Source organism: Psychrobacillus syltrankelensis, from assembly GCF_055454035.1.
The window spans coordinates 2,289,015-2,314,865 of the sequence record NZ_CM144227.1; the positions used below are offsets into that span (position 1 = coordinate 2,289,015).

Sequence of the window (25,851 nt, forward strand, 5' to 3'; positions counted from 1 at the left end):
AACTTTATCCTCTGCATCAGGGTATAACCACCTTCATGGAAATTTTCATTAAAATATATCATATGATATTCCCAACATCATGGATTAATGCCCATTGCCCAATGCATGAAGCAGTTTCAATTTTGACCGGAGTTTTTCTCCTAATTGCAATGCATACATTGATACTCTAAATGACTCTATAGTTAGTACCAGTATTAAATCACTCAATCATCAAAATCTCCCGAATATCCTCCTCACTCATACCAGTCAATACATCCTGACCCGAATGAATAACTTCATCAATAAGACTTTTCTTTTTCTGTTGTAATTCATTTATTTTCTCTTCAATTGTACCCTTTGCTACTAGGCGAATGACGTGGACTTCGTTTTCCTGTCCCATTCGGTGGGCACGGTCTGCTGCTTGTTGCTCAACTGCTGGATTCCACCAAAGATCGTAGAGGATTACTGTATCCGCTCCTGTTAAATTCAAACCAGTACCTCCCGCTTTTAGTGAGATGAGAAATAAATCTCCTTCGCCATTGTTGAAGCGATTGCATAATTCTACTCGATCGGCTGGTGGTGTTTGACCGTCTAAGTAAAAGTAAGATGTTCCCTGGCGAATAAGTTGTCTTCGTATAATACCGAGCATTTGGGTGAATTGTGAAAAGACGAGCACTCTTCTTCCTGACAAACGGCATTCTTCTAGGATTTCCATTAATTGCTCATACTTTGCAGAGCTTCCCTTGTATCCCTCAACAAATAGCCCTGGATGACAGCATAATTGTCGGAGTCTCGTTAAACCAGCTAAAATTTTTATACGATTCCTTTTTAAATCGCCTTTCTTTAAATGCTTCAATGTATCCTCTTTTAATTCCGCTAAATAAGCAGCGTAAAGGCTTTTCTGCTCTACTTGTAACTCCGAAAATTGAATCGTTTCAATTTTATTCGGTAATTCTTTCAGAACGTCCTTTTTCAATCGACGTAATATAAATGGTCGTACACGTTTCGCTATTTCTTCCCGTCTTAATTCGCTAAAGGCTCTTCTATTTGGCAAGAGTCCGGGAAACACAACGTGGAAAATGGACCACAGTTCGTCTAGGGAATTCTCTATCGGAGTTCCAGTCAGTGCAAATCGATATTCTGCTTGAATCATTTTCACTGACCTTGCAGTTTTGGTCATTGGGTTTTTGAAAGCCTGGGCTTCATCCAAGAACAGTGTATGAAAGGACTTCTTGGAGTAAAGTTCAGTATCCATTCTCAATGTCGGATAAGAAGTGATGATGACATCCGCTCCGAGAGATGCTTTCCAATGGGTATTTCTTTCCTCTTTGTTGCCGTCAATGATTTGTGCATTTATATGGGGAGTGAATTTTTCTAGTTCGTTTTTCCAGTTATAAATGAGTGAAGAAGGTGAGACGATCAATACTGGTAATTTACGTACCCGAACTTCTGGTAGCACCGATTCGATGAATGCGATACTTTGCAACGTTTTACCGAGCCCCATATCATCCGCTAGAATTCCTCCGAATTTATATTTCGCTAGTAACTTAAACCATTTAAAACCAACCTTTTGGTAATCACGAAGAACAGTTGTTAGAGTCGGAGGTATAGTTGCATCCAATTTTTCGGGATCATTTAAATTTTTCATTAGCTTTGCAAATTTTTCACCCGGATCGACTAAATAACCTTGCTCCAAAGAATTGATGAGCTGCATCCCTTGGATTAAAGGAACTCGAATTTCTTCCTTAATATTATCGCTAGATAGCCCCATATCTTGCATGAAATTCGCTAATGCCAAAAATTCTGGAGTTTCCAAAGATACCAAATTGCCATTTGGAATTCGATAAAATTTTCTTTTTTCTTCTATAGAAACCATTAGATTTTGGATTTCTTTTTCCGAAATTCCTTTCAAGTCAAATCGGAACTCTAGCCACTCCGTTCGTTCCTTCACTTCCACTTTAATCCTTGGACCTAAATATGCTTTTTGGACACGCATTTTAACGGCTGTCGAGGCATATACTTGAACCCATTTTTCCATGTTTCCCAATATATGATATAAAAAGTGATATTCTGCTTCCTCGTCGTATAAGAAAAATCCACCATCCGTTTGAGTAAAAGAATTTTCTTCGAGCAATTGTATAATTTGCAGTTCCTTCTTACGCTGACGTCTAATTCCAGGATAGTGCGAGAATGTCTCCTCGGTTTCTTCACATGGATTGATAATAAGATGCCCATAATGGAATTCCAAACCTACAAGTAATCGGTGCTTTACTCTGTCTAAGAACATCTTAATCCGAAGCGGAGTTTCCCCCATTCTTTTGGAAATAGATTCCGCTATATCCACATGACCTAGCTTCGTCAAGCCAGGTACAACTTTCTCCATAAAGTGATCTATTTGACTTTCCGAGATGACAAGCACATGTTTTCCGGTCTGGTCCAGCATTTCCTTGAGCTCTGCAAGTCGGTTGCATTCTTCTGGAGGAAGCTTGTACAATTCTCCGTGCAAAAGTGCATAGCTATATGCCTTTAAAACAGTTATTCCCTCTAGCCCATTTACATGCATTTGATAGTCGGTCGTATTTCTCTCATCAAATTCAAAACTTAAAGATAGCTTTGTACCTAAACGCATTCCTTCATAAAGCCCTCCACCTTGCATAAATCTTACCTCTGGTGCTTTTGTTAATAGAGGAAGGAGCTGCTCCCAATCGGAAGCGGAAATGAGTAATAATCCATCTTGCAAGACTACTTTACTTTTCACTCGCTGGCTTTTTATTAGAAATTGAAGGACACTATCCGTTTCTCTTGGAAAGCTGTAAAGCTCCGGTACATACAGCAAGCCTCGAGAATATTCAAACGGTTCTCTTCTCTCTACTGCATCAAGAAACTTTGCAAGTTGTGAGATGGGTTGTAATGCATGTGTACCAGCCCTCATCTGTATCCCGATTGCGTACTCACCGTCACCTTGAAAGACTGGACGGCATGTAAATTCCACATGTAGCGTCTGTCTATTGTCAAAATGTAATTGCTTTCCGGAAGGTTGCATAGGTCTATTTTCAAATAAATCCAGCATTCTCGCAGCTAAATGATTTTCCATCCTTTGCTTCTCTTCGATAGCTAGCATTACAGCTGCAATATGTTGACAGTATGTATGTACAAAACCTATTGGTGGACAAGTGCATGTAGCTACGATTTTCCCATCTTGTCCTGTTTTCAACATGACTTCAAAATCATCAACTGCTTTCACACTAGCCTTAACCACTGGATCATCTGCTTGATAGGAATGAAAATTTACTTTTTCTGCAAGATAATAGGTCTTCCCTTTCTTAAAAGCAGTGACTCCGCATAATTGCTTAATTTTCGTTTCATTCATCGAAAAATTCATTATTTAATCCTTTCTCGATCACTTCGCTTACCTCTGTATCGTTTTAGTTGGTTATATCTTAGCACGTTTGGACAGACAACTACATTTAGATATACTTTTTCAGCAGGAAACTATTAAGTTATGCGCAATATAAAAAACACATCAACTTTATATTTGATATGCTTAGATTGAAGAGTCAAAAGGTATCGCGATAACAAGATTATTTAAACCTTTTGATTTTCTTTTATTTTTCCTACTCATTCTGTAGATTTTTTGAAATTATTTCAGAACACTCCTTGATTAATAGATAGAGGAAAAAGATGCGAGTCTCCTGCGGAAGAACGGACCAGCAAGACCCCGCACGTAGCGTTAAATAGGAAGGAAGGCTAATGGCGCCTCGTCCTGAGGCAACGCCTTCATGACCAACGTCGTGTTGGTCCAGGAGGCTCGATGGTTCGTCCGCGGAAAGCGAGTATCTTTTTCCGACCTCGATTTTTCTTTTATAATTACTCTAAAATATCTTCATATTCCTTCGAAGTTCTTACTTCTATTGTAAGAAAACTTTTACCATAGATTGCTTTTATTAAAAAAGGTGCTTTACTTGTATTTTGAAATCTGAAATCTAATGCACCATATGAAACGGTCGCATCTCTTCCTTTTGGGACGTAACCTATATCTAAAGAGTGATGATGTCTTTCTACATATGTTACCGATAATTGATCTACTACATTAAATAGTGTGGAGGACGTTTGGCAAACCCCTCCCCCTATACCCATAACGAGTTTCTTATTAATTATTTCTGGTGCCGGTTGGTAGCCATTTACTTCGTCTCTCGGACCTGTCAGCTCATTAAAAGAGAAATAATCTCCACTTCCAACAATTACATTATTAATAGCTTTCGCTGAAATCTCTATATTTTTGTTTCTGTTTACATCCGAGGGATTAAAATAAGTTGTATAAGAGGCAATTATTACTTCTTCTAAACGAGGCATGTCTTCAACATTATAATTACTTTCTGTCACATACAAAGGAATTTCAACATCATTGCCAGTAATTGATGCATCAATAATTCTATTCACCAATTCACTTTCTTTTAAAATTATCCTTGGGCTTCCTTTAATAACCTGACCGTCTTCATCCTTTTTATCAAGAACCATTCTTTTGTCATAACCAACTTCTGTTTTTGTACCTCTTGCTAACTCATAAGCTAATTTTTCAATTTCCTTTTTATATGTTTCGAAATCTGTTTCATATCCTAATTCTTGTGGTGAAATAGTTTTAATTATTTCTAGCGTATTTGGATCCACAATATTTACAACTAAAGGCTTCGATTCCTTTTCAGTTTCGTCGGTATGAGTAACCGGATTTTTCGGTTCCTCTATAGGTTGTTCTTGTTCATCAACATTTGGTATTAACTCATCATTGACTGATTTTTCAAGACAACCTGCCAGTCCTATTGAACATAAAAAGACTAGTGCAACAATCCATATTTTCACAATATCGTACTCCCTGCTATAAGGTATTTCCAATTAGATATCTTATTCAGATAGTAATGATAGTGTGAATTAGGAAAAATCTTGAACTAGCTGTACTAATATATCTCTAGGTTTCCCTTTTATCTTTGTCTTTTAAAATTGGTATAAACAAGAAGAAAGTTTCTAATACTATTAAAAAAAAGGTGATTGTTTATGGATTTCAATTTGATTTGGAAGACAGTCCTAATTCTTATAGTTGGATTGATCTTGTTAAAGATTGGTGGAAGAAGGTCAATCTCTCAAATGACTGTCCCCCATACAATTATCATGATTATGCTCGGTACATTGCTGATTCATCCAGTAAAAAGTAAAGGGATATTGTCGACTATTGGAATCAGTTCCATATTAATTCTATCTCTTATCTTAATTGAATTCATTGAATTAAAGTTTAATGGATTGGAATCTATAATTTCTGGTAAAGCCATAATTGTCATTGAAAATGGGGAAATAAATGAAAAAAATTTAAAAAAGCTTAGACTAACGGTCGATAAATTAGAAACGCATCTACGACAATTAGGTATAACGACCATTAGTGACTTAGAGTATGCAACACTGGAGGTAAATGGACAATTAGGTTATACGTTAAAAAAAGAAAAGCAGCCTGCAACCAAAGAGGATATTCAAAATCTTATTCAATTAATTCAAACTGGCCAACTGTCTACAAAAACCGAACAATCAACGGATTCCGAAGAAAATATTTTTACTGAAATAATAACCAAAAAACTCCCACCTAATAATTGACTACAGTTTTTCTTAACTAAAAATGCACATCAATGAATATAACTTTGATGTGCATTTTTAGATTTTCTGTGGAGATAAACTATCTAAATAGACTTAAAATTGATCCAAATTGCCTCATCATATTAACCCCATTTGTTATTGTGCCCACATGGCCCATAATGTTACTAAGATGGTTTGACGCTCTTGGAGGTTGTTGTTGTTGATAAGGGTTAAAGTAGGATTGCTCCTGTCTATTAAAATGGTTAGGATGGAAGAAAGCATTGTCTTGCCTTCTCATTCTATTTGGAGGTCTTCCCCCTTGTCTATAGACTGGCGGGTAAGGTCTCCTTCTAGGATCTGGCTGATTAAATAGCATATCGATTCACCACCTGTCAGGGTTAAACTTTAAAATATTATATGTTTGTATTTTTCAGTAAATTAGACTTTTGAATAAGATATTAAAAATATAATACACTTCTTACATATATATATTGAATTTAATCTAATACACTTAAATAGGCAGATATCACAAGATCCACCTTTACATATACGGCTACCGCGACTTCTCTAAATGAGGGTTTCATTGGTCTTTGCAATTTCATCTAATTTATTGGTATGTAAAATGTTTAGGATATAGTTAATGTTACTCCAAAAAGCAATTGCCCTTTCTATTTCATCCTTAAAGGTGATCAGACCCCTCTAAAAACTTCATTTCCAGCTAATAAATCTGATTTATAGATCCATATCAAGAATGAGCACATCCGTATTTGTTAAACCATAATTCACAACACAGGCATTTTTTGAAGCGGGTCCAATATTCATTTTGAAGGTACTAGCTCCTATGCCGACAATAATTACGACTACACCCTACCTTTTGTCCTCAAACTCTGCTAACGTTGTGACTATTCAATCCGGGCAATCCATTAACATCAGTCTATTTTGATAAGAAATGGTTTTTCTCGCAAAAATATTTTGTGGTATGATGTTTAGGTTGTTTTTCTACCCCTGTGACACATTTGCATTCATCTAAGAAAAGAGGTATTTATGCACTCTACAAAATTATCCAAGCGACATTGGTTGCTCATCTTAACACTTACTTTATTAACATTTGTTCTCGGAACAAGCGAATTTGTTATAGTGGGAATCTTAACTGATATTTCTACAAGCCTTCATATAACAAATGCAAAAGCAGGTACACTAGTTTCTGCGTTTGCGATTACGTTTGCCATCTTCACTCCACTTGTGATGTCAGTAACAAGTCATTTTCCTAAGCGGAAATGGATGTTGTTTTTAATAGGAGTTTTCATGATTCTGAATGCTTTGTGCGTAATTTCATCGAGCTATATCATGCTCCTTGTGCTTCGGATTATAACGGCCATTGTAACAGGAGTATTAATCTCTCTTGCCATGATTGTAGCAAGTGAAACCATGCCGATCGGCAAACGTGGACTTGCTATTTCATTCGTTTTCGGTGGCTTCACACTTGCAAATGTCATTGGAGTGCCAATTGGTACTGTCATCGCTGGATGGTATGGCTGGAATGCCACTTTCATGTTAACTACTTTCTTAGGAGGATTGGCGTTTTTGACATCCTTTTTCGTCTTGCCTAATAAGCTCAGTCAAATACGCAGTTCGATACGGGATCAGTTTTCTTTATTGACCAAACCAAGAATTTTGATGGCTTTTTTCATTCCTGCTCTCGGATTCGGCGCAACCTATACCGTCTTTACGTACCTTGTTCCTATCTTGAAGGGAATGGAAGCACCAAATCAATCAATTAGTTTAATCTTATTTGGTTATGGATTTATCTCGATTTTCAGCAACATCCTCGCCGGGAAAATTGCCAGCCACAATGCAATCGGTCGCCTTCGGTTTGTTTTTCTCATACAGTCAGTAGTTCTAACGAGTTTATTTTGGACTACAAACCATTTTATTTTAGGTCTTGCAAACCTCGGCATGATGTCGTTAATGGCCATCATGTTAACAACATCTACTCAGCTATATTTAATAGACCTTGCCGGAATTTATCAGCCAAAAGCAACCGGACTTGCTGCTTCACTTATGCCTGTGGCAAGCAACGTAGGTATCGCTTTTGGTTCAGCATTAGGTGGAATTGTATACCATCAAGGCAATTTAATGAATGTAACATGGGTTGGTGGGATAGTTGCAGTCTGTGCAAGTCTGCTAACTTTCTTTAGTCATCATTTAGACCAAAAACAAAAGAAACATGCATAAGAGGGAAGGGTATAATTCCTATGATATCTTAAGAAGAACAAGTATCCTTCTATCTCATAATTCAAGAGGTTACAGTTATCTCGAGGTGTTCTTTACCCAACCACTTTTTATAATGAATGAAAAAATTACCCACAAAAAAGGACCGAACAAATTTGTCTATTTGTTCGGTCTTTTATCTATTTTTCCATAAACTAGAATATCTCTCTATCTTTAATTATTTTTATCAAGATATTGATAAACCGCCATCATATCTTGTTTATTCAACTCACGAATACGATTAAAAATTGGAATATGCGCAACAGCATCAAGATTTAATCCAGCAAGAACATCACTAACTTTTCCAGTTAACCATGTTTGCACATCTATGCCCTCGACAACTTCCCTACGCCCTTCAACATTGATGCCAGTTGCATCACAACTAACACATGGAATTGTTAATTTAAATACGCCATCATGCAGATTATCTTCTGATATAACTTTCTTTCCTAGGCAGAATGGACAGGGATGGCTTTTTCTAATTTTATTTATTTGGGTAACTAGTTTTTTGTAGCCAAATGCTTCATAAACATATGTTAGTTTTTTGTATTTTCCATTTGTGAAATACTTATCAATTATGGTTTCTCTCGTTTCAGTAATATTGTCAAAATCACAGATGGTAATCTGATTGTTAATGCTGATTGCCTCGATATTGTCACTAATACTACCCCAGAATGGCAGGGCATTTTGTAAAACTACTTCATAATGAGCAAAGCTCGCTAGCTCAAGTTCAAGCATTTTCAGAGCGACTTGTGTTTCCCTTGGCAATAGGGAGACATCTTCCGTCAAAGCCATATCAATGCCGACGATTTCTTTCACTTTTTCAAGTACTTGTAATTTCCCAACGGTTTTTATGACTTGATCCAAAGGTAGCCCGATTATCTCACGAATATCCGTGTTGCCAAATTTCAACTTTTTATGATGATTGAGCACGGTTCCTTGACAAATTGGACAGGTTATCATTTCTTTTGATTCTTTCATATGCTCTTTAATAATCGATTTCGAAATCGACATATACATCCCAAGTATATTATTAAAACCTTGCCACGTTCTCTGGGTCTTACCTGCTTTATCATAGAATGACTTTTCCCAATAACCGTAAAAAAATGTATGCTTTTCTTCTTCTGTCATGTCATTATAACTTTTACTTATATCCTGACCAAGCTCATTCTTAATCTCATCAAAGATGAATTGTAATTTTGGATATTGATAGTACTTTAAAACCTCCATTACTTCTGGATGCAGTAAGCCATCCCAGAATGGCACGGTTTTGTCCTGAATAACAGTATCAAAATCAAATTTTTCAATCACCCGGCGGCCCGAGCAGCATGGACAATGATTGTCTTGATAATAGAAATCGAAGCTATTCGTATCTTTATTGGTTGGATGAGCTGCTACAATATGATTGATCAAGCCACCAATTTCATAGAGAAAAGTATACTGACTATACAAGTGCCGTTCCAGATCTATGGCTATGACTGGTGCAAGCTTTTCAGATTCGTATTCACCATAAATCAAACGAGCCATTGATGATAAGCTTTTTAAGATACCACCCTTATAGACGTTTTCTGCATTTTTAAAATAGGTAATCTGATTTTCTTTTAAGTAGTTAATTCCATTTTGTTGATTGACCGTTGAAGAAATTTGTAATGGAACAACTCTATCCGAATTGTTTTGCCCGCGATAATAATCATCATGACTGACAACATCCAAATTCTTCACAGGTGCAAACTGTCTTTTACCAAAATCCACAATAAAATCAGAGTTTTCTAGCATATAGGAATTATGTTCAATCATTATCATTGAGACAGTTTCATCTTGCAGAATTACTCTAACACTATCAATGAATTGATTTAAAATATTTTGTGATAAACCCTTTGAAGGCTCGTCAAAAATGAAAAGCGTATGTGGGTTTCTTGAATTAGCAAACAGCTCAGAAACTAAATGAACACATTGAAATTCACCAGTCGATAAAGACTGTGTTTTTCTTTCCAACGTCAAATAACCAAGTCCAAGTTTGATTAATAAGCTTAATCGTTTATGAGCGATGTCTTCATTTGGCAGTTCTTCAATTATATCTTCAATAGAGCGCTGAAAAATATCATCAATATCTTCGCTATATTTTGTTAGCTTCTTTTTAACATCAAGAAAAGTCGCAACGGTTGACCGACTGGTAATCGATTGGTTTCGATCTTGTCCAACCATTACCAATTTGTCTTTAGGATATCGCTTTTTAAAATCTTCGGCTATACACTCATTGACAAGTGTAGATTTCCCACATCCAGACTCACCCGTAAAAGTTACTAGTCTATTTTTGGGAATCTGAATTTCGTCCATTTGAATATTACGACAGTAAAGATCATGAAATTGATAATATTCATTTGGAGTTACCTGATTTCGTTCCCAACTAATTGGTTTTGGCCGTGGGGACTCTTCAACAATTTTCCCGCCGTATTTACCACTACCTGGTCCAAAGAACAATTGCTCATCCGTTATGTCGAGCACCGTGTCCGAATGATCAATAAGCCAAATTTGATTCTTATACCCCAATTGCTTAATCTCTCCTAAAATTTTCAATAGAGTTTGGTGATCAAGACCCACGGAGATTTCATCAATGATAATAACCGTATTTTCACTTGAAGACATAAATTCTGCCAAGTAAAGTCGTGTTAATTCTCCACCTGACAATGTACCCATAATGCGATTTAATGTTAAATAACCGATATTCATATTGATTATATTTTTTAGAATCAGTTGTTTACCTTCACTAATATTTAATACTTCTGCTAGTGAAAAAATAGTTTCGATGCTTAAGTCATTAATATCGGAAATACTCTGTGCTTTATCAAATACTTCAATCTTATATTGTTCAGCTTCTTGACTATAGCGCTTTCCTTTACACTTTTTACATTCGACATTTTTAGTAGTTCCGCGACCCTTACAATCTGGACACCATCCTAATGGATTATTAAATGAAAAAACTTCTGGAGAAAGATTATGTTTTTCAGCAAGTGTTGCACGAATCTCTGTAAAAACGCCAGTATGTGTACCAATTGTAGAACGTGGATTAGAAGAAATTGATGATCTACCTAGAAAAAGTACAAGTGGCATTTCTTCCATATTGATGGCACTGAAATTGGTTTCCATAATATTAGGAAATAAATACTGATATTCAGCCTTTGGCAATAAGGAAACGAGACGCTTCTTTGATTCTTCACCAATTGTTTGACAAAACGTTGTTTTACCAGATCCAGACAAACCAGCAATCCCTAACGATTTATCTACTGGTAGTGCTGCATCTAATTTGTTAATATTGTTCGCAATTAATTGATTTATTTTCATATGTACATCCTTTCCATTTTTGTAAACTTAGTCTTTCCATGTTAGCATAAAACTCTGTCGTAATACGGGATAATATACAATTTATCTTTTCTGGGTGTGCGATTATAAAGGGTAAATGGCAACAACCAAACTCGAAATTATTTGAGTTTTAACAAGCACTGCTTATGGGCAGAATAAGTATAATCTCTCTTGTAAACCTTCTAAGACTTCTTTTGGCACTTCCCTGACCTTGATATCCCCACCTAAGAAAAGTAGCCAATTTGTTAATTCGGTCAATTCTTCGGGATTATTAACATGGACAAAAGTCTTTAGAATGGCTGTTGTTTGGTAAGGATTCGTATAGGAAATAGATACTTTTAATGGATGATATTTTTTGAACTGGGCAATCGCCTTTGGACCAAGTTCAAGAACAAGATTAATTTCTTCTTCCCGCTTACGTAGTTTTTCTAAGATCTTTTTCTTACTTAATCTTTTATTCGCAGGGTATGAGTTGACATCGGTAAGATTGTCGACAGGGAGAATCCTCCTCTTTTCATCCTTTATGTCGAAGCCCTCAATCAGCCAATTGCCTTTTTCGTGATATAGGTGCAAGAGATAAATTGGATAAGAATTTATTACCTCTTCTTCTTTGATGGTAATCAATAAATAGCTATCCAAAAGAAGGATTTGGATGAGTTTTTCTAACATAGGATGGGGCAGGTCTGACAGATCCAGTAGGTCGGGATTATTAGGGTTTGTCCCTTCAAATAGCAAGATTTGATTTAAAAGAACAAGGTCTTCTTGCTGGTTTTCTGAGATGAGGCCAAGTAATTTTTCAGCTAAAGACTGACGACTCTTTAGATAAGGGAGTTGTTGATTTCTTGTTGCCATAAAGGCAATAAAAAGAGCTTTAATCTCATTATCGGTAAAGCGGACAGTGGGTAAGACAGAGTTGTTCATGACAAAATAACCCCCATCCCTTCCAACTTCAGCAACAAGTGGCATTCCCATGGCTTCAACTTCTCGAATATCTCTAATAGCTGTCGAACGAGAGATATTAAATTCTCGCATGATTTCAGAAATTGTAAAGTGTGCGCGGTTGTTGATATACCGCATGATGATATTAATCCTTTCAACTTTTTTCATCGGGACCCCCTAAACAGTATCACTTTTTGACATGATTTAAGGTTATTATAAACTCATCAAGTGAAAAAACATATCATTTGATTAATTTTAAAAAAAGGAAGGTTTTGAATATGGCAGATTATACACTAGAAGAAAAAGACAGTTTTACCGTTTTAGGCATTGGAACTGAACTTAAGAGTAATTACACAGACTATGCTGGGATAACCAAAGAAAAGGCAGATTTTTGGTCGACCGTTCAACAAGATGGAACGCTTGACACTTTAAAAGCCATAGCTACAAATGAATATATTTTCGCCGTGAACGAAGCAGTGAATAACAAGATGATGCATTATGCTGGTGTCATGACGGATGCAACGATACCAGAAGCAACAAGAGTAATCCAATTTCCTAAGGGGGAATACATCGTTGTTAAAGGGGAAGGGAATACAGCTGATGAGTTGAGTAATAAGCTTGCTGGCATTGCCTTTGGTCAAGTCTTGCCAGAATTAAAGGATTTTGCCTATGTTGGTGGGCCAAATACTACGGTTGAGATGGGGCAACGAGACGGCTTAGTATATGGTGAAATGTGGATTCCTGTTGTTAGGAAATAAAGAGATAAAAGGAGAGATAGAATTGTCCTATATCGTTGATTTTAAAAATGTGTCTACGGTTGGTTTAGAGTCTTCACCTGTAGCAGAAGCGCTTGCTGGTTTACGTGCTAATGAAGCCCGTTACTTAATGAACAAATACAATCATGAATTTACGGTTGTACCAGCTAGTGAAAGCCAAGAGACACTTGATTATGTGAACCGAGTTTTGAAAGAACGTGAGATTGAGTTTGCGGCCAAACCTTTAGAAACGTCACTTTTTCAATTGGAAGATATCAGATTTGCCTACGTCTTTTATGAGGATGGTCTTGAGGTTAACGCGATGTATACGATAGATGACGCAAAGAAACGGGCTGTTGGTTTTAAGCTTTCTGAAGGGATGGAAGTACCGAAGGAGTTAGCGGAGAAGTTTAAGTTTGCTAGACAGAAGTCTAAACTAGCTGGAACAATTCGAGGCTCGTATTTTGTAATTAAAGGTGAATATTAAAGTAAGCAAAAGCGCAAGTGGAGGAAACCAGTCATCCTTTGTATTGGTCATTCTTTTCTTCAATTGCATAAGAAAATCCTGCTTGAGCAAAAACAACGATTCATGCAACAAATGTTCATCTAGGCATTCAAATAACAAAACAGCACCTTTCCATCAAATCAGAAGGTGCTGTTACTTTTATTCAAAAATCTGAAACGGTTTTACCTTAACTAGTTCGGTTTTAATCTTTAACTTATATTAAACGTCATACACCTCTTCTTCGGAACATTTTAGTTGTCTATAATGTTAATATTGTATCGATCGAGCCATGTGTTAATTTGAGAGATATTCGCAATCAGTTGTGGACCAGTCATAAGCTGCCCAAACCAAGGAGTTTTGAAAGAGGAGCCATCTGAATCGATGATATCTTGAACCTTTTGCTTTGATAAGATTTCTAATATTGGAGATGATTGATTGTCGAGGATGTTTTTTAACTTAGTCTTCACTAGTTTCAAATATTCAGGATGATGGGTTTTCGGATATGGGCTCTTTTTACGATAAAGAACGTCATTCGGAAGAACTCCTTCTAAAGCCTTTCGCAGTATTCCCTTCTCTCTTCCATTCAACATTTTCATTTCCCAAGGGATGTTCCATGCATATTCAACAAGTCGATGATCCGCAAATGGGACGCGTACTTCTAAGCTAGCCCCCATACTCATTCGATCTTTTCTTTCCAATAATGTAGGCATAAACCAAATCATATTTAAATAAAACATTTCCCTACGGCGTGCTTCAACGGTTGATTCCCCTTCTAATGGAGGAACTTCAGCAATCGTTTCATTGTACCTCTCCATTACATATTCTTTTAAATTGAGCTTCTTTTGCCAATGCGGAAGTAGTAGCTTCTGTCTTTCCTCTTGTGATCTTATCCAGGGAAATCCATTCGCATGTAAAATGTCACCACGATAGAACCATGGATAGCCACCGAAAATTTCATCCGCACATTCACCTGATAAAGCAACTGTATAATCCCGTTTAATTTGTTCACAAAACCATAGTAGGGACGCATCCACATCAGCCATACCAGGCAAATCTCTCATTAATACAGATTTATCCAGAAATTCTACTAATTTCTCATTGTCAATAACAGCTGCATGATGGTTTGTTTTTAAATATTGCTCCATTTTGGTAATCCATGATGCATCTTCATCTGACTGAAAAGAATTCGCTTTAAAATATTGACTATTTTGTTCATAATCAATTGAATATGTGTGAAGCTGACCCCGTCCTTGCTTAATAAAATAATCAGCAGCAATGGCACTAATGGCACTCGAATCGACTCCACCTGACAAAAAGGTACAAACAGGTACATCGGCAACTAACTGACGTTGGACGGCATCTTTTACAAGAAAAGAAACTTGTTCTACTGTTTCATCAAGAGAATGATGGTGTTTTTGACTATTTACATTCCAATAACGCCATTGTTTAAACCCGTTTCGATTAAAGATGAGTGCATGTGCTGGGCGAAGTTCGTGAATGCCTCGAAAGACACCATGACCGGGAGTTCGAGATGGACCTAAGCCGAATATTTCTTTGAGCCCCTCCCGATCTATTTCAGCCTTTATCTTTGGGTGAGCCAGAATTGCCTTGATTTCTGAACCAAATAAAAGCGATTCATTTTCTATATGATAAAAAAGAGGTTTCACACCTAGACGATCTCTTGCGATATAAACCTGTTCCTTGCATTCATCCCAAATAGCGAAGGCAAAAATTCCATTCAAATGTTCTACACACTTTTCACCCCACTCGATATATGCTGTGAGTAGCACTTCTGTATCAGAGTAAGAAAGAAATGAATATCCTCTTTTCAATAATTCCTTCCGAATATCTTCCGTATTATAAAGTTCTCCATTATATATAATCCTATAAGAACACCCGTTTTTTTCCTTTTCCATTGGCTGAGTACCACCAACAGGATCGACAACGGTGAGACGTGTATGTCCGAATGAAGTTTGCTGTGAACTCCATACATTTAAAGCATCTGGACCTCGCTTAGACAAGGTTTCTACCATTTTTTTCACGACGGATTCATGTTGCGTCAAATCATTACGCCAATCTACCCAACCTACTATTCCGCACACTCGACATCACTCTTTCCTTTGAGTATTTTCCCTAGGATGTGACCCCACTTAATACTGTTTCATATATTGCTCACGTTCCCAAGGATGTACAGTCGTTCTAAACATATCCCATTCGATTTCTTTTGCTTCTACAAAATGTTCAAACAAATGGCTTCCTAAAGCATTCGTGATGACTACATTTGTCTTTAGTAATTCGAGAGCCTGCGCCAACGAGGCTGGCAAATCAATAATGCCATGTTCCTTACGTTGCTCTTTAGACATTACATAAATATTTCGGTCTACTGGTTCAGGAGCTGTTACGTTATTTTTTATTCCATCTAATCCTGCAGCTAGTAGGACAGCCATTGCTAGATAAGGATTCGCTGCAGGGTCAACACTACGAACTTCTACACGAGTGCTCAAGCCACGTGAAGCTGGAATACGAATAAGCGGGCTTCTGTTTCTTGCCGACCACGCTACATAACACGGTGCCTCATACCCTGGAACTAACCTTTTATAAGAATTAACAGTCGGATTTGTAACGGCTGTGAAACTTGGTGCATGTTTTAATATTCCTGCCAAAAAGCTTCTTGCGGTATCACTTAATTCCAATACCCCATTTGGATCATAAAAAGTATTCTCTCCTCCTTTAAACAAACTTAGGTTACAGTGCATACCTGAACCATTTATACCGAACAATGGCTTTGGCATAAAAGTTGCCAACAACCCATGTTTACGAGCAATTGTTTTGACAACAAGTTTAAAGGTTTGAATATCATCGCAAGCTTTTACAGCATCCTGATATTTAAAATCGATTTCGTGTTGACCTGGGGCAACCTCATGGTGAGATGCCTCAATTTCAAAGCCCAATTCTTCTAATTCCAATACAATATCACGTCTACAGTTTTCCCCTAGATCGGTTGGCGCAAGGTCGAAATAGCCACCCTGATCATTCAATTCAAGTGTTGGTTCACCTTTGTCGTCCAATTTGAATAAGAAAAATTCTGGCTCAGGACCAAGGTTGAAATTGGTAAACCCTAGCTCCTCCATTTCTTGTAACACTCTTTTTAGGTTCAAACGAGGATCTCCAGCAAATGGAGTTCCATCAGGATGATAAATATCACAGATGAATCGGGCTACCTTTCCCTTTTCTGCAGTCCAAGGAAAAATAACGAACGTATCTAGGTCAGGATATAATAACATATCCGATTCTTCAATTCGCACAAAGCCCTCAATAGATGAGCCATCAAACATCATTTTATTATCTAACGCTTTCGTTAACTGACTTGCAGGAATTTCGACATTTTTTATTGTTCCAAATAAATCAGTAAATTGTAACCGAATGTAAAGCACATTTTGTTCCTTTACCATTTCTAGTATTCTTTCTCTGTTCATACCCTTCCACTCTCCTCGTTGTTTTTTATAACTTTTTTAAGCAGAAATCGAATTATTGAAAATTAATTCACCATGGCAAATATAGGAGGCTTCTCCTCTTTTCCAAACATGACCTTGTTCATCCCAAGTTACTGTCAAATCTCCTCCAGGAAGATGCACAGTTACTGCCTCATTTCGATCAAGCAATTGATTCATAGTAGCAGCAACAACTGCAGCACAAGCACCTGTACCACAAGCCATTGTTATTCCCGATCCTCTTTCCCAAACTCGGTAATCAATTTCCTGACGCCCTCTAATTTGAACAATTCCTACGTTTACCCGATCCGGGAATAGGCTGTCATGTTCTATGACAGGTCCTATTTTCTCTAATGGAACGGCATTCACCTCATCCACAAAGATGATCGCATGCGGATTGCCCATCGAGACGCAGCTCAGATAATACACCTCTCCTCCAAAGGTATGTGGTTCGTTCATTGCGGGAACGAATGGATCACCTCCCATAGGAATCATTCCTTTCAATAGTTTTGGTTCACCCATATCCACGTTAACGTATTGAACAGATTTCATTTTATCCAATTCCACCTCAACGCTGACCACCCCCCCCAATGTTTCAATCGTAAAGCGAGGTTTCGTTGCATACGCATAATCAAATAAAAACTTTGCAACACAGCGCAGGCCATTTCCGCAATTCTTAGCCTCTGAACCATCTTCATTAAAAATTCGCATTTTATAATCAGCCATCTGCGACGGACAGATGAGAATAATCCCATCGGAGCCAATTCCAAAATTCACATCGGAAACTTTTCTTGAAAGCTCTGGATACATCTGTTCTTCCAGTACATTATTCGGATTGCCCAATTGATTAAAAATGACATAATTATTGCCCAATCCATGCATTTTAGTAAAGTTCATCTCTTCAGCCCCCTTTAAAAGATAAATTTGGAAGTACACAGCCTTGTTCTTATATCTTCTAAGATTTGCAGTTCCTCCTCCGCCCCATCCGCCTGAAAGGTCACTGAAAATCGTACATATGGGCCGGCGTCATCCCATGGAACTGTTGAAATTAAATGCTCACTAATTAAATACTGGCTAAATTCCTCTGCTGAATGAAATGCTGGACCTTTTTCTACTGCAATTGGAATTTTTGCATATAAGAAAAAAGAGCCTTTTGGTTTTTTGGCATCAAATCCACACTCCCTCAAAATAGCCAATAAAAGATCATGGCGTCTTGAATATTTCTCAGCTATTTGTTTCGTTATGTCAAGTTGTGATAAAGCATAGGACGCAGCTTTTTGAATCGGAATAAATTGGCCAGAATCACAATTATCCTTCACAGTCGCGATTGCAGAAACAAGTTTGGAGTTACCTGCGATAAAACCGATGCGCCACCCTGTCATATTGAAAGACTTGGATAAAGAATGCAGCTCTATGCCAACCTCTTTCGCCCCTGGAACTGATAAGAAACTAAGCGGTTTTTCACCATCAAATACAAGTGCAGCATAGGCGGCATCATGGATAACAATAAGCTCATGTTTTTTAGCGAAACGTACTATTTCATCGAAAAATTCTCGATTCGCTACAGCACCTGTTGGATTGTTTGGATAGTTTAAGTAGAGTAATTTAGACTTTTTCAATACAGTATCAGACAATGAATCCAATTCTGGAAGAAATAAATTTTCTTCCAAAAGGGGTAAATGTACAACTTCTCCCCCTAGATATTTTGTATGTGTACCTAAAATTGGATAATTTGGTGATGGCATTATTGTTATATCACCTGGATTGATAAATGCTGTTGGAATCATGGCTAATGCTGATTTTGAACCAATAACGTGATTAATCTCTGCTTCTGGATCAAGATCATCTACCCCAAATACTACCTTCATATAAGTCGCTGCAGCTTGCTTAAATTCTCGTATTCCGTTATCAGCATAAAAGCGATTTTCTGTTTTTTTTGCTTCTTCTGCCAATTTTCTAACGACCATATCATGCGCCATGTCATCCGGTTCACCGACACCAAGATCGATTAATGTCTTCCCAGGATTTCTTTGCAATACTTCCCTCTTTGCATTTTTTATTTTTTCAAATTTATAAATTTCATTCTTCATACCAAATTCCGCTCCACCTATTCGGTCTGCAAATAGATGTTGTATATAATCCATTGTTACCATACTGATTCCCCCGTATTTTTTCCTTCTTTATTTCTTTGTTTATTTCATGTTAATACTTTTAGAAGCAAATTTATTTAGAGTTATTGGTGAAATATTTGCACTTTTTGACTTCAAAAAAAGTTGCTACGGGATCTTTATCAAATCCCGTAGCAACCTGTTCTAGAAATATGAAATTTTTCACCTTACTTCTGAGGGGTTTTTACCAGTATATTGCTTAAATTGTCTACTAAAAAAGTGCAAATCATTATAGCCAAGGGCATATGCAGTTTCCGTTACCGTCATCCCGCTAATATGTAGTAAATGTTCCGCACGTTTTATGCGAGAATAGACGATATACGATTTAACTGTATGCCCGATAATTTGTTTAAATTTTTTGGAAAAATACCGCTGGGAAAGATTTGCACGTGTAGATAAACTTTCAATCGTATGTGGTTCTCCTGGGTGTTGCTGGATATAATTAGCTATTTCTAAAATCTTTTCCAATAAGCTATTGCTTGTATCACCCAGCTTCTCTTCCTTTTCCTGTTCTTCTCTTAATAAATGAATAATTAATTGCTTCAAGATTAACTTTCCCTCAATTTCTGCTCCATATGTTTTGACTAAAAACAAACGAATGTATTGAGTTAACAGTGATTCAAAGCCAATCGTATTGTCAAGAATTCGATGTGCGGATGGGATCAATCGAGGTGTTTCAGCTATATCAAAATGAATATAAGTTAATACGAGGGGATCTTGCGGGTTATGTGTTGCTTCTATTTCATCGCCTGGCCTAAACAAAAAACAATGACCCTTCCCTACATGATGTGGCTTATTGTTTAAAAACACAGTACCCTCACCACTCCAAACATAAAATAAATCAAAGTTAGGCATGGGGGTATCTCTTTTCTTCCACTTCCAATTCGGCTCACAATGAATGGTGGCTAATGCTGGTTTCAACAAAAAATCATCTGGATTCAGATAAAGCATTCAATACTCTCCTTTCAAAGATGAGAAAGCTACAGTGTTCGGTGTCAGGCACGAAAACTATCCAGAGGTATTTGGGTTCCTGGCATCGAATGCTAAAAAAGCATTACTTTTTTATGAAACTCCAAAAAACCCCTCTTTTATATTAAATTATACACAAAAAAAGAGTTACTTCTAATAAATTTTAGAAGTAACTTACTTGTGATACGGTTCACTTTTATTAATCCTAAAACTTATGTGGATCTGCCCCACTGATACGAGATTCATTGGTTAGTATGCCATTGCCAAATTCCTAATCGTAGCTTCTAAGTAGTTCATCCAAGCACTTCGTTAAAACAAACTTACCGCCATTAATAAAAACAATTAAAACAGATGGAGTCTGATTTTTATTAAGAAAAATATGAGATCAATAACTTTCAAATTTTAAACTTCACTAAAAAAGTAGTGCCTTCGGATCCAGTTTGAATGTCGATTTCTGCATTATGACGTGCAGCAATGGCATAGCATATACCTAACCCTAAGCCAGTGCCATTATCTTTAGTTGTGTAGAATGGAGTGCCCAATTTCTCTAATACTTCGGGACTAATTCCTTCTCCTTGATCTTTCACTGTAAGAACTACATATTTTTCTGCCTCCATATATGTGCTAATTGTTAGTCTTTTTCCTATGCCCATTGCTTCTAAGCCATTTCGGTATAGGTTTATTATTAATTGCCTTATCTCATTACGATTTAAAAGTAATTCCGGAATGTCTTTCGTATCGAATTGAATAAGTTTGTTTTGATTGAATGTATCAATCTCTATAATTGGTTTAATATCATGGATAATTGAGTTTAGATCTAACATCTGTAAATCGGATATTCTTGTATTGCCCATGGAGAGAAATTCAGTAATGATGGAATTTGCACGGTCCAGTTCTTCTATCATTAGATTAAAGTAATTCGTATGTTTCTCAAATTCTACTTCTTTTCTTAGTAATTGTAAGAATCCTTTTACCGTTGTCATTGGATTCCTAATCTCATGGCTAATACCGGCTGCCATTTGACCGATTAAATCTAAGTTGGATAACCTTCTCAATTCCTTCTCGTATTTCTTTTTCTCATTTATATTTTTAAACAAACAACAGATACCTTCGTCATAAGGGTATGCAACTACTTCGTGCCAATAACCGTCATAAGGTGAAAGCATTTCGAAATGAACTGTAATCCGCTCTGACATCGCACGATGAAGCTCTTTATAAAAGCCCGTGCCTACATTTTTCGGGAATATTTCCCATACATTTTTACCTAATACCTCTTTTACCGTTTTTCCTTGAGGTAAATATTGATATTTATTTATGTAAATAAATTCCCATTCCTTATTCAAAGCAAAGAATCCATCCGTTATTCCTTCTATAACACTTGTCACTTTTTCATTCGCAGCAGCAAGTTCCCTAGTTCGTCCTACTACCATGCTTTCGAGTTGGTCCATGTATAACAAATTGGAAAACGTAGGGGCTGTGGCATCAATAATTGATTGTGCGAGTTGAATTTGAGACTCATCATAATTGATAGCTTTTCCCTCTAATTTGACAATTACTATTACACCTAACACTTCTCCCATTGATACCAATGGAATTATAAGTAGATCGTTCATATCTGTATTAGAACGATGATTTATATTTTTCGTTTTAATGACCATTTGGATCATTTCTTCATAGCTTTCATCAATGCTTATGTTATTTAGAGTTTCCATCCAATCTGCTTCTGTCCAATCGCAGTCTTTACTTAACTTTGTTAATCTAATGGTTGTTTTATCAAATGGATCTAGTAAATGGGCAGAAATATAATCGCTATTTAATATCTTTCCTAAATAGAAGAAACATTTATCGAGGCTTTCCTCTATCGAGGAACACTTCGATAAGTCTCGTGTAACATTAAGTAACAATTGCTTTTCAGCAATAAGGTTTTCCTTTTGCGCTAAATTGTTTGCATTTCGAATTGCTACTGCAGCCATATTCACATAAGCCTCTACACTTTGAATTTCTGAATCTGCTAAGTTCATAGGAGTTGCATAATTAAATAAAAAAACTAAACCAAATAACTCTTGTTCAAACGAAATAGGTAGAGCTAGTATGGATTTAATTTTGAAGGCTTTGATTGGTCCTGGATCCGGCCGACTATCCTTTGATGTATCAGGGATGTAAATGGTTTTTTGGGTCTCAATCACTTCTCTAGCTAATGCGTCTATTTTGGGATCAATTACCTGCGAATCGAGCCTTATACCATTCATAATCTCTGGTTTTCCTGCAGATGCCATGAATGTTCCATCTGGTTGGGGTAAGAAAATTCCAACAGAGCTACATTTAACAATCTCCTCAGAAATAGCCATTGTTACACGATGCAGCACTTCACGTAGTTCTAACTTTGTATTTATAATTTTTGTTATATTTGCAAGCCTAGAATATCTTGACTGCTCCTTAAACATATTAATGATCTCCAATCATAGGCAAAAATTAACATTATAAATTGAAGTTAAAAATTATTACCTATATTCTATTTTTATACTTTTCTCATATTTATTCTTACTATATATATTACAGATATTACATAAAATTTAATAGTAGAATAAATAGACTCGAATAGTGATAACTATTTTAGGGTGTAGACAAAGTCAATTCCGATTGGTATCTCTTCACTTTTCTTAAAAACGCTTGTCAAGAATTTATCAACAGTCGGGATTAGTAATAGCTATTTATAAGGATTATTAAAGGGAAATATTATCTTTCATACTTTATTGAGTTCTAGAAGAGCAATAACCCAATATTCAAATTCCAAAAAGAACAAAAAAATTTCTTTCAAATATACCAGATTTTCTTTATGATAAGGGATATGAAAAAATTGAAGGGATCTGTAATTATGTGGGGAAAAGTAAGAAATAGGCTAGAAAATCTATCACCTGCCCAAGTTATTACAGGCTATTATCTGCTGGCAGTAACAATATCCATACTATTATTTAGTCTCCCGGCCGTTTTTAAACCTGGGGTTCACGTATCTTTTATTGATACGGTCTTCACTGCCGTTACTGTGGTAAGTGACACAGGTTTGACTGTATTTAATATTTCGGAGACATATAGTGTATTCGGCTATTTTGTTATTATGATTGTTTTGCAATTTGCAGGACTTGGAATTATGGCGATCAATACATTTTTTTGGATACTTTTAAGAAAAAAAGTTGGTTTACGCGAACGCCGTCTAATTATGGTTGATCATAATCAATTCGAATTATCGGGGTTAGTACAAATGGTTAAAGAAATTCTTAAAATCATTTTTCTTATTGAGATTTTAGGTGGGCTTATCCTAGGATTGCATTTCTTCAATTATTATTCGACCTGGAAGGATGCTTTACTCCATGGTTTGTTTGCATCCGTAACTGCAACAACAAACGCTGGAATGGATATTACGGGAGAATCACTCGCTCCTTATGCTGGTGACTATTTTGTGCAAATAATAACAATCATTCTAATAATTCTTGGTGCTATCGGATTCCCAGTATTAATTGAAGTGAAGGAATACTTATTTCGGAGAAAGACGGATCATACAAACCCTTTCCGTTTTTCATTATTTACAAAATTGTCGACACTAACATATGGGATTCTTCTCGTTATTGGAACAATTCTTATCCTCATATTTGAATGTCAACATTATTTTAAAGGTCTAACTTGGCATAAAAGTTTCTTTTACGCCTTTTTCCAAGCAGCAACAACGAGAAGTGCTGGGTTAACTACAATGGATATTACTGAGTTTACTATGCCAACACTGTTGGTTATCAGTATTTTCATGTTTATCGGTGGGTCTCCAACCTCTGTCGGGGGAGGAATTCGTACGACGACATTTGCTTTGAATATATTATTTATTTATCATTTTGCTAAAGGAAATCGTAATATCAAAATTTTTAATCGAGAGCTTCACGAAGAGGATATATTGAAATCACTTGCCATCACAATGTTAGCTATTATTATGTGCTTTATATCCGTTGTCGCAATTAGTGTTTTTGATACAAAGCCCCATCTTATTGAAATTGTATTAGAAGTTTGCTCCGCATTTGGTACTGTAGGCTTGTCTATGGGGATTACTCACGACCTTAGCATTTATTCGAAGTGTATTCTTATGGTTTTAATGTTTGTAGGAAGAATCGGCTTAACTTCTTTCTTGTTTATTATTGGTGGTCAGACGAAGAAAACAAAGTATCAATATCCGAAAGAGAGAGTTATTACTGGATAATCAAGTGAACTTTTTTATCATAAATATTCGAGCCCTTAGGAACTCTAATTGCATCATCCAAAGGGCTCTGTGTATTATATTCATTTCAACATATCCTTCACTCTCTGCACATATGGAGCCTTGTTGTATCCGAGGTATAGCTCGCTGGAAAGTCTAATAGGATCGCCAAAGAAAAAGCGTTCGTATAAAGTCTGCCGTGTACCGAAAGAACTCATTGTTAGATCCCATGCTAAACGGAAGATTTTAACGCGATCCTCAGCATTATCGGCTTTCGATTGTAAGTATTGATCTAAATCGTTTCTAATGGATGATTGAAATGAATTTTCGGTTGGGATAGACATTAATCCACTTGCCCCCAAAATCTGAATAATTTCAGTAAACCGTGGATAGACTCGCGGAAAAACATTGATAGCTACTTGTAGTGTTGTAAAGTCTGGTTGCATTAAACCCCATTTATCTATTTCCGCTTCTACTTCAGACTTTATCACCAATGCCTTCATCGTTTCTAAAGCGATAATAATTTCGGAAACCCTTTCCTGAACTTGTTGGTATTGCTTTATATTTATCGTTTCAATAATCGATTGGACAACCCCTAATACAAATTCAGTTTTTACAATTTGTCTTGAAACAACTTGATGTAAGGAAAAGGCTTGAAACGAACTAGTTTTCATAAAATTATTTGACACTGCTACATTGTCATAATAAAACACGCGCTCCCAAGGAACCAATACATTGTCAAATACTACTATCGTATCCATTTCCTCATATCGTGAACTTAAAGGATAGTTAAAGGTTGAATCTCCACCAACAAAGGATTCTCTACATATGAACTTAAGCCCTTTCGTATTACTAGGTATGGAGAAACCAAACCCTTTTTCTTCCTCTATTACACCTCCGGAAGATATTACAAGTATTTCATCCGTTATTCCACCTTGTGTTGCAAGCAACCGTGCACCCTTTACAATGATTCCTTCTTCGTTTCTATCCATCACTTTAGCAGCAATGGGTTCTTCTGATTCCTCGATATAAATAGGTGATCGATTGACTTGGGGATCAATAAATGTATGTGTCATAGATAAATCTTGTTCTCGTGCATATTCATAGAAAGATCGTAAGTTGTCAGGAAAGCAGTTCTTTTTGTCATTCAAAAGATTAGCAGATGATGCAAAGGCCATTAACGCCGTGTTCATATAGTCTGGACTTCTTCCCATAAGACCATGGTTCGATTTAGCCCAATGCTGTACCATTACTCTCTTTTTTACTAAATCCTCTTTTGTTTTGGGCTGTACATAGGACATACCTATAGGCTCAGATGTTAATGGTGAAGGATACGTCATGACATCTTTTAAAACTGTATCATGTTGCATGTCGTACAATGATGCCTGACTTTTCATAATCCCTTTAAACGCAGCGTGTTCTGAAATTTTACCTGTCACAGGCTTACCTTCTATCCAAATATCTGTTTTCAATTGGTCGATTCGATCAATATACTGTTTCCCCGTAATAGCTGGCATACACACACTCCTAATTGGTACAAGCTAATAATTCTGCCTATCTT

Annotated in this window: 16 protein-coding genes; 5 read left to right on the plus strand and 11 right to left on the minus strand. The window is 36.5% G+C overall.

Going from position 1 to position 25,851, the window contains the following annotated elements:
- Positions 1 to 199: 199 nt before the first annotated feature.
- The gene (locus ACTSKG_RS11025) at positions 200 to 3,361 is read right to left on the minus strand and encodes a DEAD/DEAH box helicase (RefSeq protein WP_464754672.1); all 3,162 of its coding nucleotides are present in this window, start codon (positions 3,359 to 3,361) and stop codon (positions 200 to 202) included.
- Between the two features lie 485 nt (positions 3,362 to 3,846).
- Positions 3,847 to 4,839: a VanW family protein gene (locus tag ACTSKG_RS11030; protein ID WP_464758014.1), complete on the minus strand. Its 993-nt coding sequence runs from the start codon at positions 4,837 to 4,839 to the stop codon at positions 3,847 to 3,849.
- Between the two features lie 189 nt (positions 4,840 to 5,028).
- On the opposite strand from ACTSKG_RS11030, the gene ACTSKG_RS11035 reads away from it, so the two are divergent.
- Positions 5,029 to 5,616 carry a DUF421 domain-containing protein gene (locus ACTSKG_RS11035; RefSeq protein ID WP_464754673.1) on the plus strand — a complete coding sequence of 196 codons (588 nt, stop codon included), beginning with the start codon at positions 5,029 to 5,031 and terminating at the stop codon, positions 5,614 to 5,616.
- A 1,023-nt stretch (positions 5,617 to 6,639) separates the two neighbouring features.
- Positions 6,640 to 7,830 carry an MFS transporter gene (locus ACTSKG_RS11040; protein WP_464754674.1) on the plus strand — a complete coding sequence of 397 codons (1,191 nt, stop codon included), beginning with the start codon at positions 6,640 to 6,642 and terminating at the stop codon, positions 7,828 to 7,830.
- A gap of 210 nt (positions 7,831 to 8,040) precedes the next feature.
- Here ACTSKG_RS11040 and ACTSKG_RS11045 read toward each other — a convergent pair whose 3' ends face one another.
- The gene (locus ACTSKG_RS11045) at positions 8,041 to 11,208 is read right to left on the minus strand and encodes an ATP-binding cassette domain-containing protein (protein ID WP_464754675.1); all 3,168 of its coding nucleotides are present in this window, start codon (positions 11,206 to 11,208) and stop codon (positions 8,041 to 8,043) included.
- A gap of 162 nt (positions 11,209 to 11,370) precedes the next feature.
- Positions 11,371 to 12,333, minus strand: coding sequence for a helix-turn-helix transcriptional regulator (locus ACTSKG_RS11050; RefSeq protein WP_464754676.1), 963 nt, complete (start codon positions 12,331 to 12,333; stop codon positions 11,371 to 11,373).
- 110 nt (positions 12,334 to 12,443) lie between these two features.
- Here ACTSKG_RS11050 and ACTSKG_RS11055 point away from each other — a divergent pair, with 110 nt between their 5' ends.
- Entirely contained in the window at positions 12,444 to 12,923 is a 480-nt protein-coding gene (locus ACTSKG_RS11055; protein WP_464754677.1) for a GyrI-like domain-containing protein, read from the plus strand.
- Positions 12,910 to 13,407, plus strand: coding sequence for a phage tail protein (locus tag ACTSKG_RS11060; RefSeq protein ID WP_464754678.1), 498 nt, complete (start codon positions 12,910 to 12,912; stop codon positions 13,405 to 13,407). The genes ACTSKG_RS11055 and ACTSKG_RS11060 overlap by 14 nt, the downstream gene beginning before the upstream one ends.
- 269 nt (positions 13,408 to 13,676) lie before the next feature.
- Here ACTSKG_RS11060 and asnB read toward each other — a convergent pair whose 3' ends face one another.
- The 6 genes from asnB to ACTSKG_RS11090 form a co-directional block, all read right to left on the minus strand.
- A complete protein-coding gene (gene asnB / locus ACTSKG_RS11065; protein WP_464754679.1) occupies positions 13,677 to 15,527 on the minus strand; it encodes an asparagine synthase (glutamine-hydrolyzing) in 1,851 nt (616 codons plus the stop codon).
- A gap of 48 nt (positions 15,528 to 15,575) precedes the next feature.
- Positions 15,576 to 16,901 carry a type I glutamate--ammonia ligase gene (glnA, locus tag ACTSKG_RS11070; RefSeq protein WP_464754680.1) on the minus strand — a complete coding sequence of 442 codons (1,326 nt, stop codon included), beginning with the start codon at positions 16,899 to 16,901 and terminating at the stop codon, positions 15,576 to 15,578.
- 36 nt (positions 16,902 to 16,937) lie between these two features.
- Positions 16,938 to 17,813, minus strand: a complete 876-nt coding sequence (gene dapF / locus ACTSKG_RS11075) for a diaminopimelate epimerase (protein WP_464754681.1) — start codon at positions 17,811 to 17,813, stop codon at positions 16,938 to 16,940.
- Positions 17,814 to 17,827: 14 nt separating this feature from the next.
- Positions 17,828 to 19,069: an LL-diaminopimelate aminotransferase gene (locus ACTSKG_RS11080; protein ID WP_464754682.1), complete on the minus strand. Its 1,242-nt coding sequence runs from the start codon at positions 19,067 to 19,069 to the stop codon at positions 17,828 to 17,830.
- A gap of 177 nt (positions 19,070 to 19,246) precedes the next feature.
- Positions 19,247 to 20,035: an AraC family transcriptional regulator gene (locus ACTSKG_RS11085; RefSeq protein WP_464754683.1), complete on the minus strand. Its 789-nt coding sequence runs from the start codon at positions 20,033 to 20,035 to the stop codon at positions 19,247 to 19,249.
- Positions 20,036 to 20,448: 413 nt separating this feature from the next.
- Positions 20,449 to 22,497: a GAF domain-containing sensor histidine kinase gene (locus ACTSKG_RS11090; protein ID WP_464754684.1), complete on the minus strand. Its 2,049-nt coding sequence runs from the start codon at positions 22,495 to 22,497 to the stop codon at positions 20,449 to 20,451.
- Between the two features lie 431 nt (positions 22,498 to 22,928).
- Between ACTSKG_RS11090 and ACTSKG_RS11095 the strand changes: the two genes are divergently transcribed.
- Complete coding sequence (locus tag ACTSKG_RS11095) at positions 22,929 to 24,293, plus strand: TrkH family potassium uptake protein (protein ID WP_464758015.1); 1,365 nt, start codon at positions 22,929 to 22,931, stop codon at positions 24,291 to 24,293.
- Positions 24,294 to 24,373: 80 nt separating this feature from the next.
- On the opposite strand, the gene hpaB is transcribed toward ACTSKG_RS11095, so the two are convergent.
- Positions 24,374 to 25,807 (minus strand): 4-hydroxyphenylacetate 3-monooxygenase, oxygenase component, encoded by a 1,434-nt coding sequence (hpaB, locus tag ACTSKG_RS11100; protein ID WP_464754685.1) that lies wholly within the window; start codon positions 25,805 to 25,807, stop codon positions 24,374 to 24,376.
- Positions 25,808 to 25,851 lie beyond the last annotated feature (44 nt).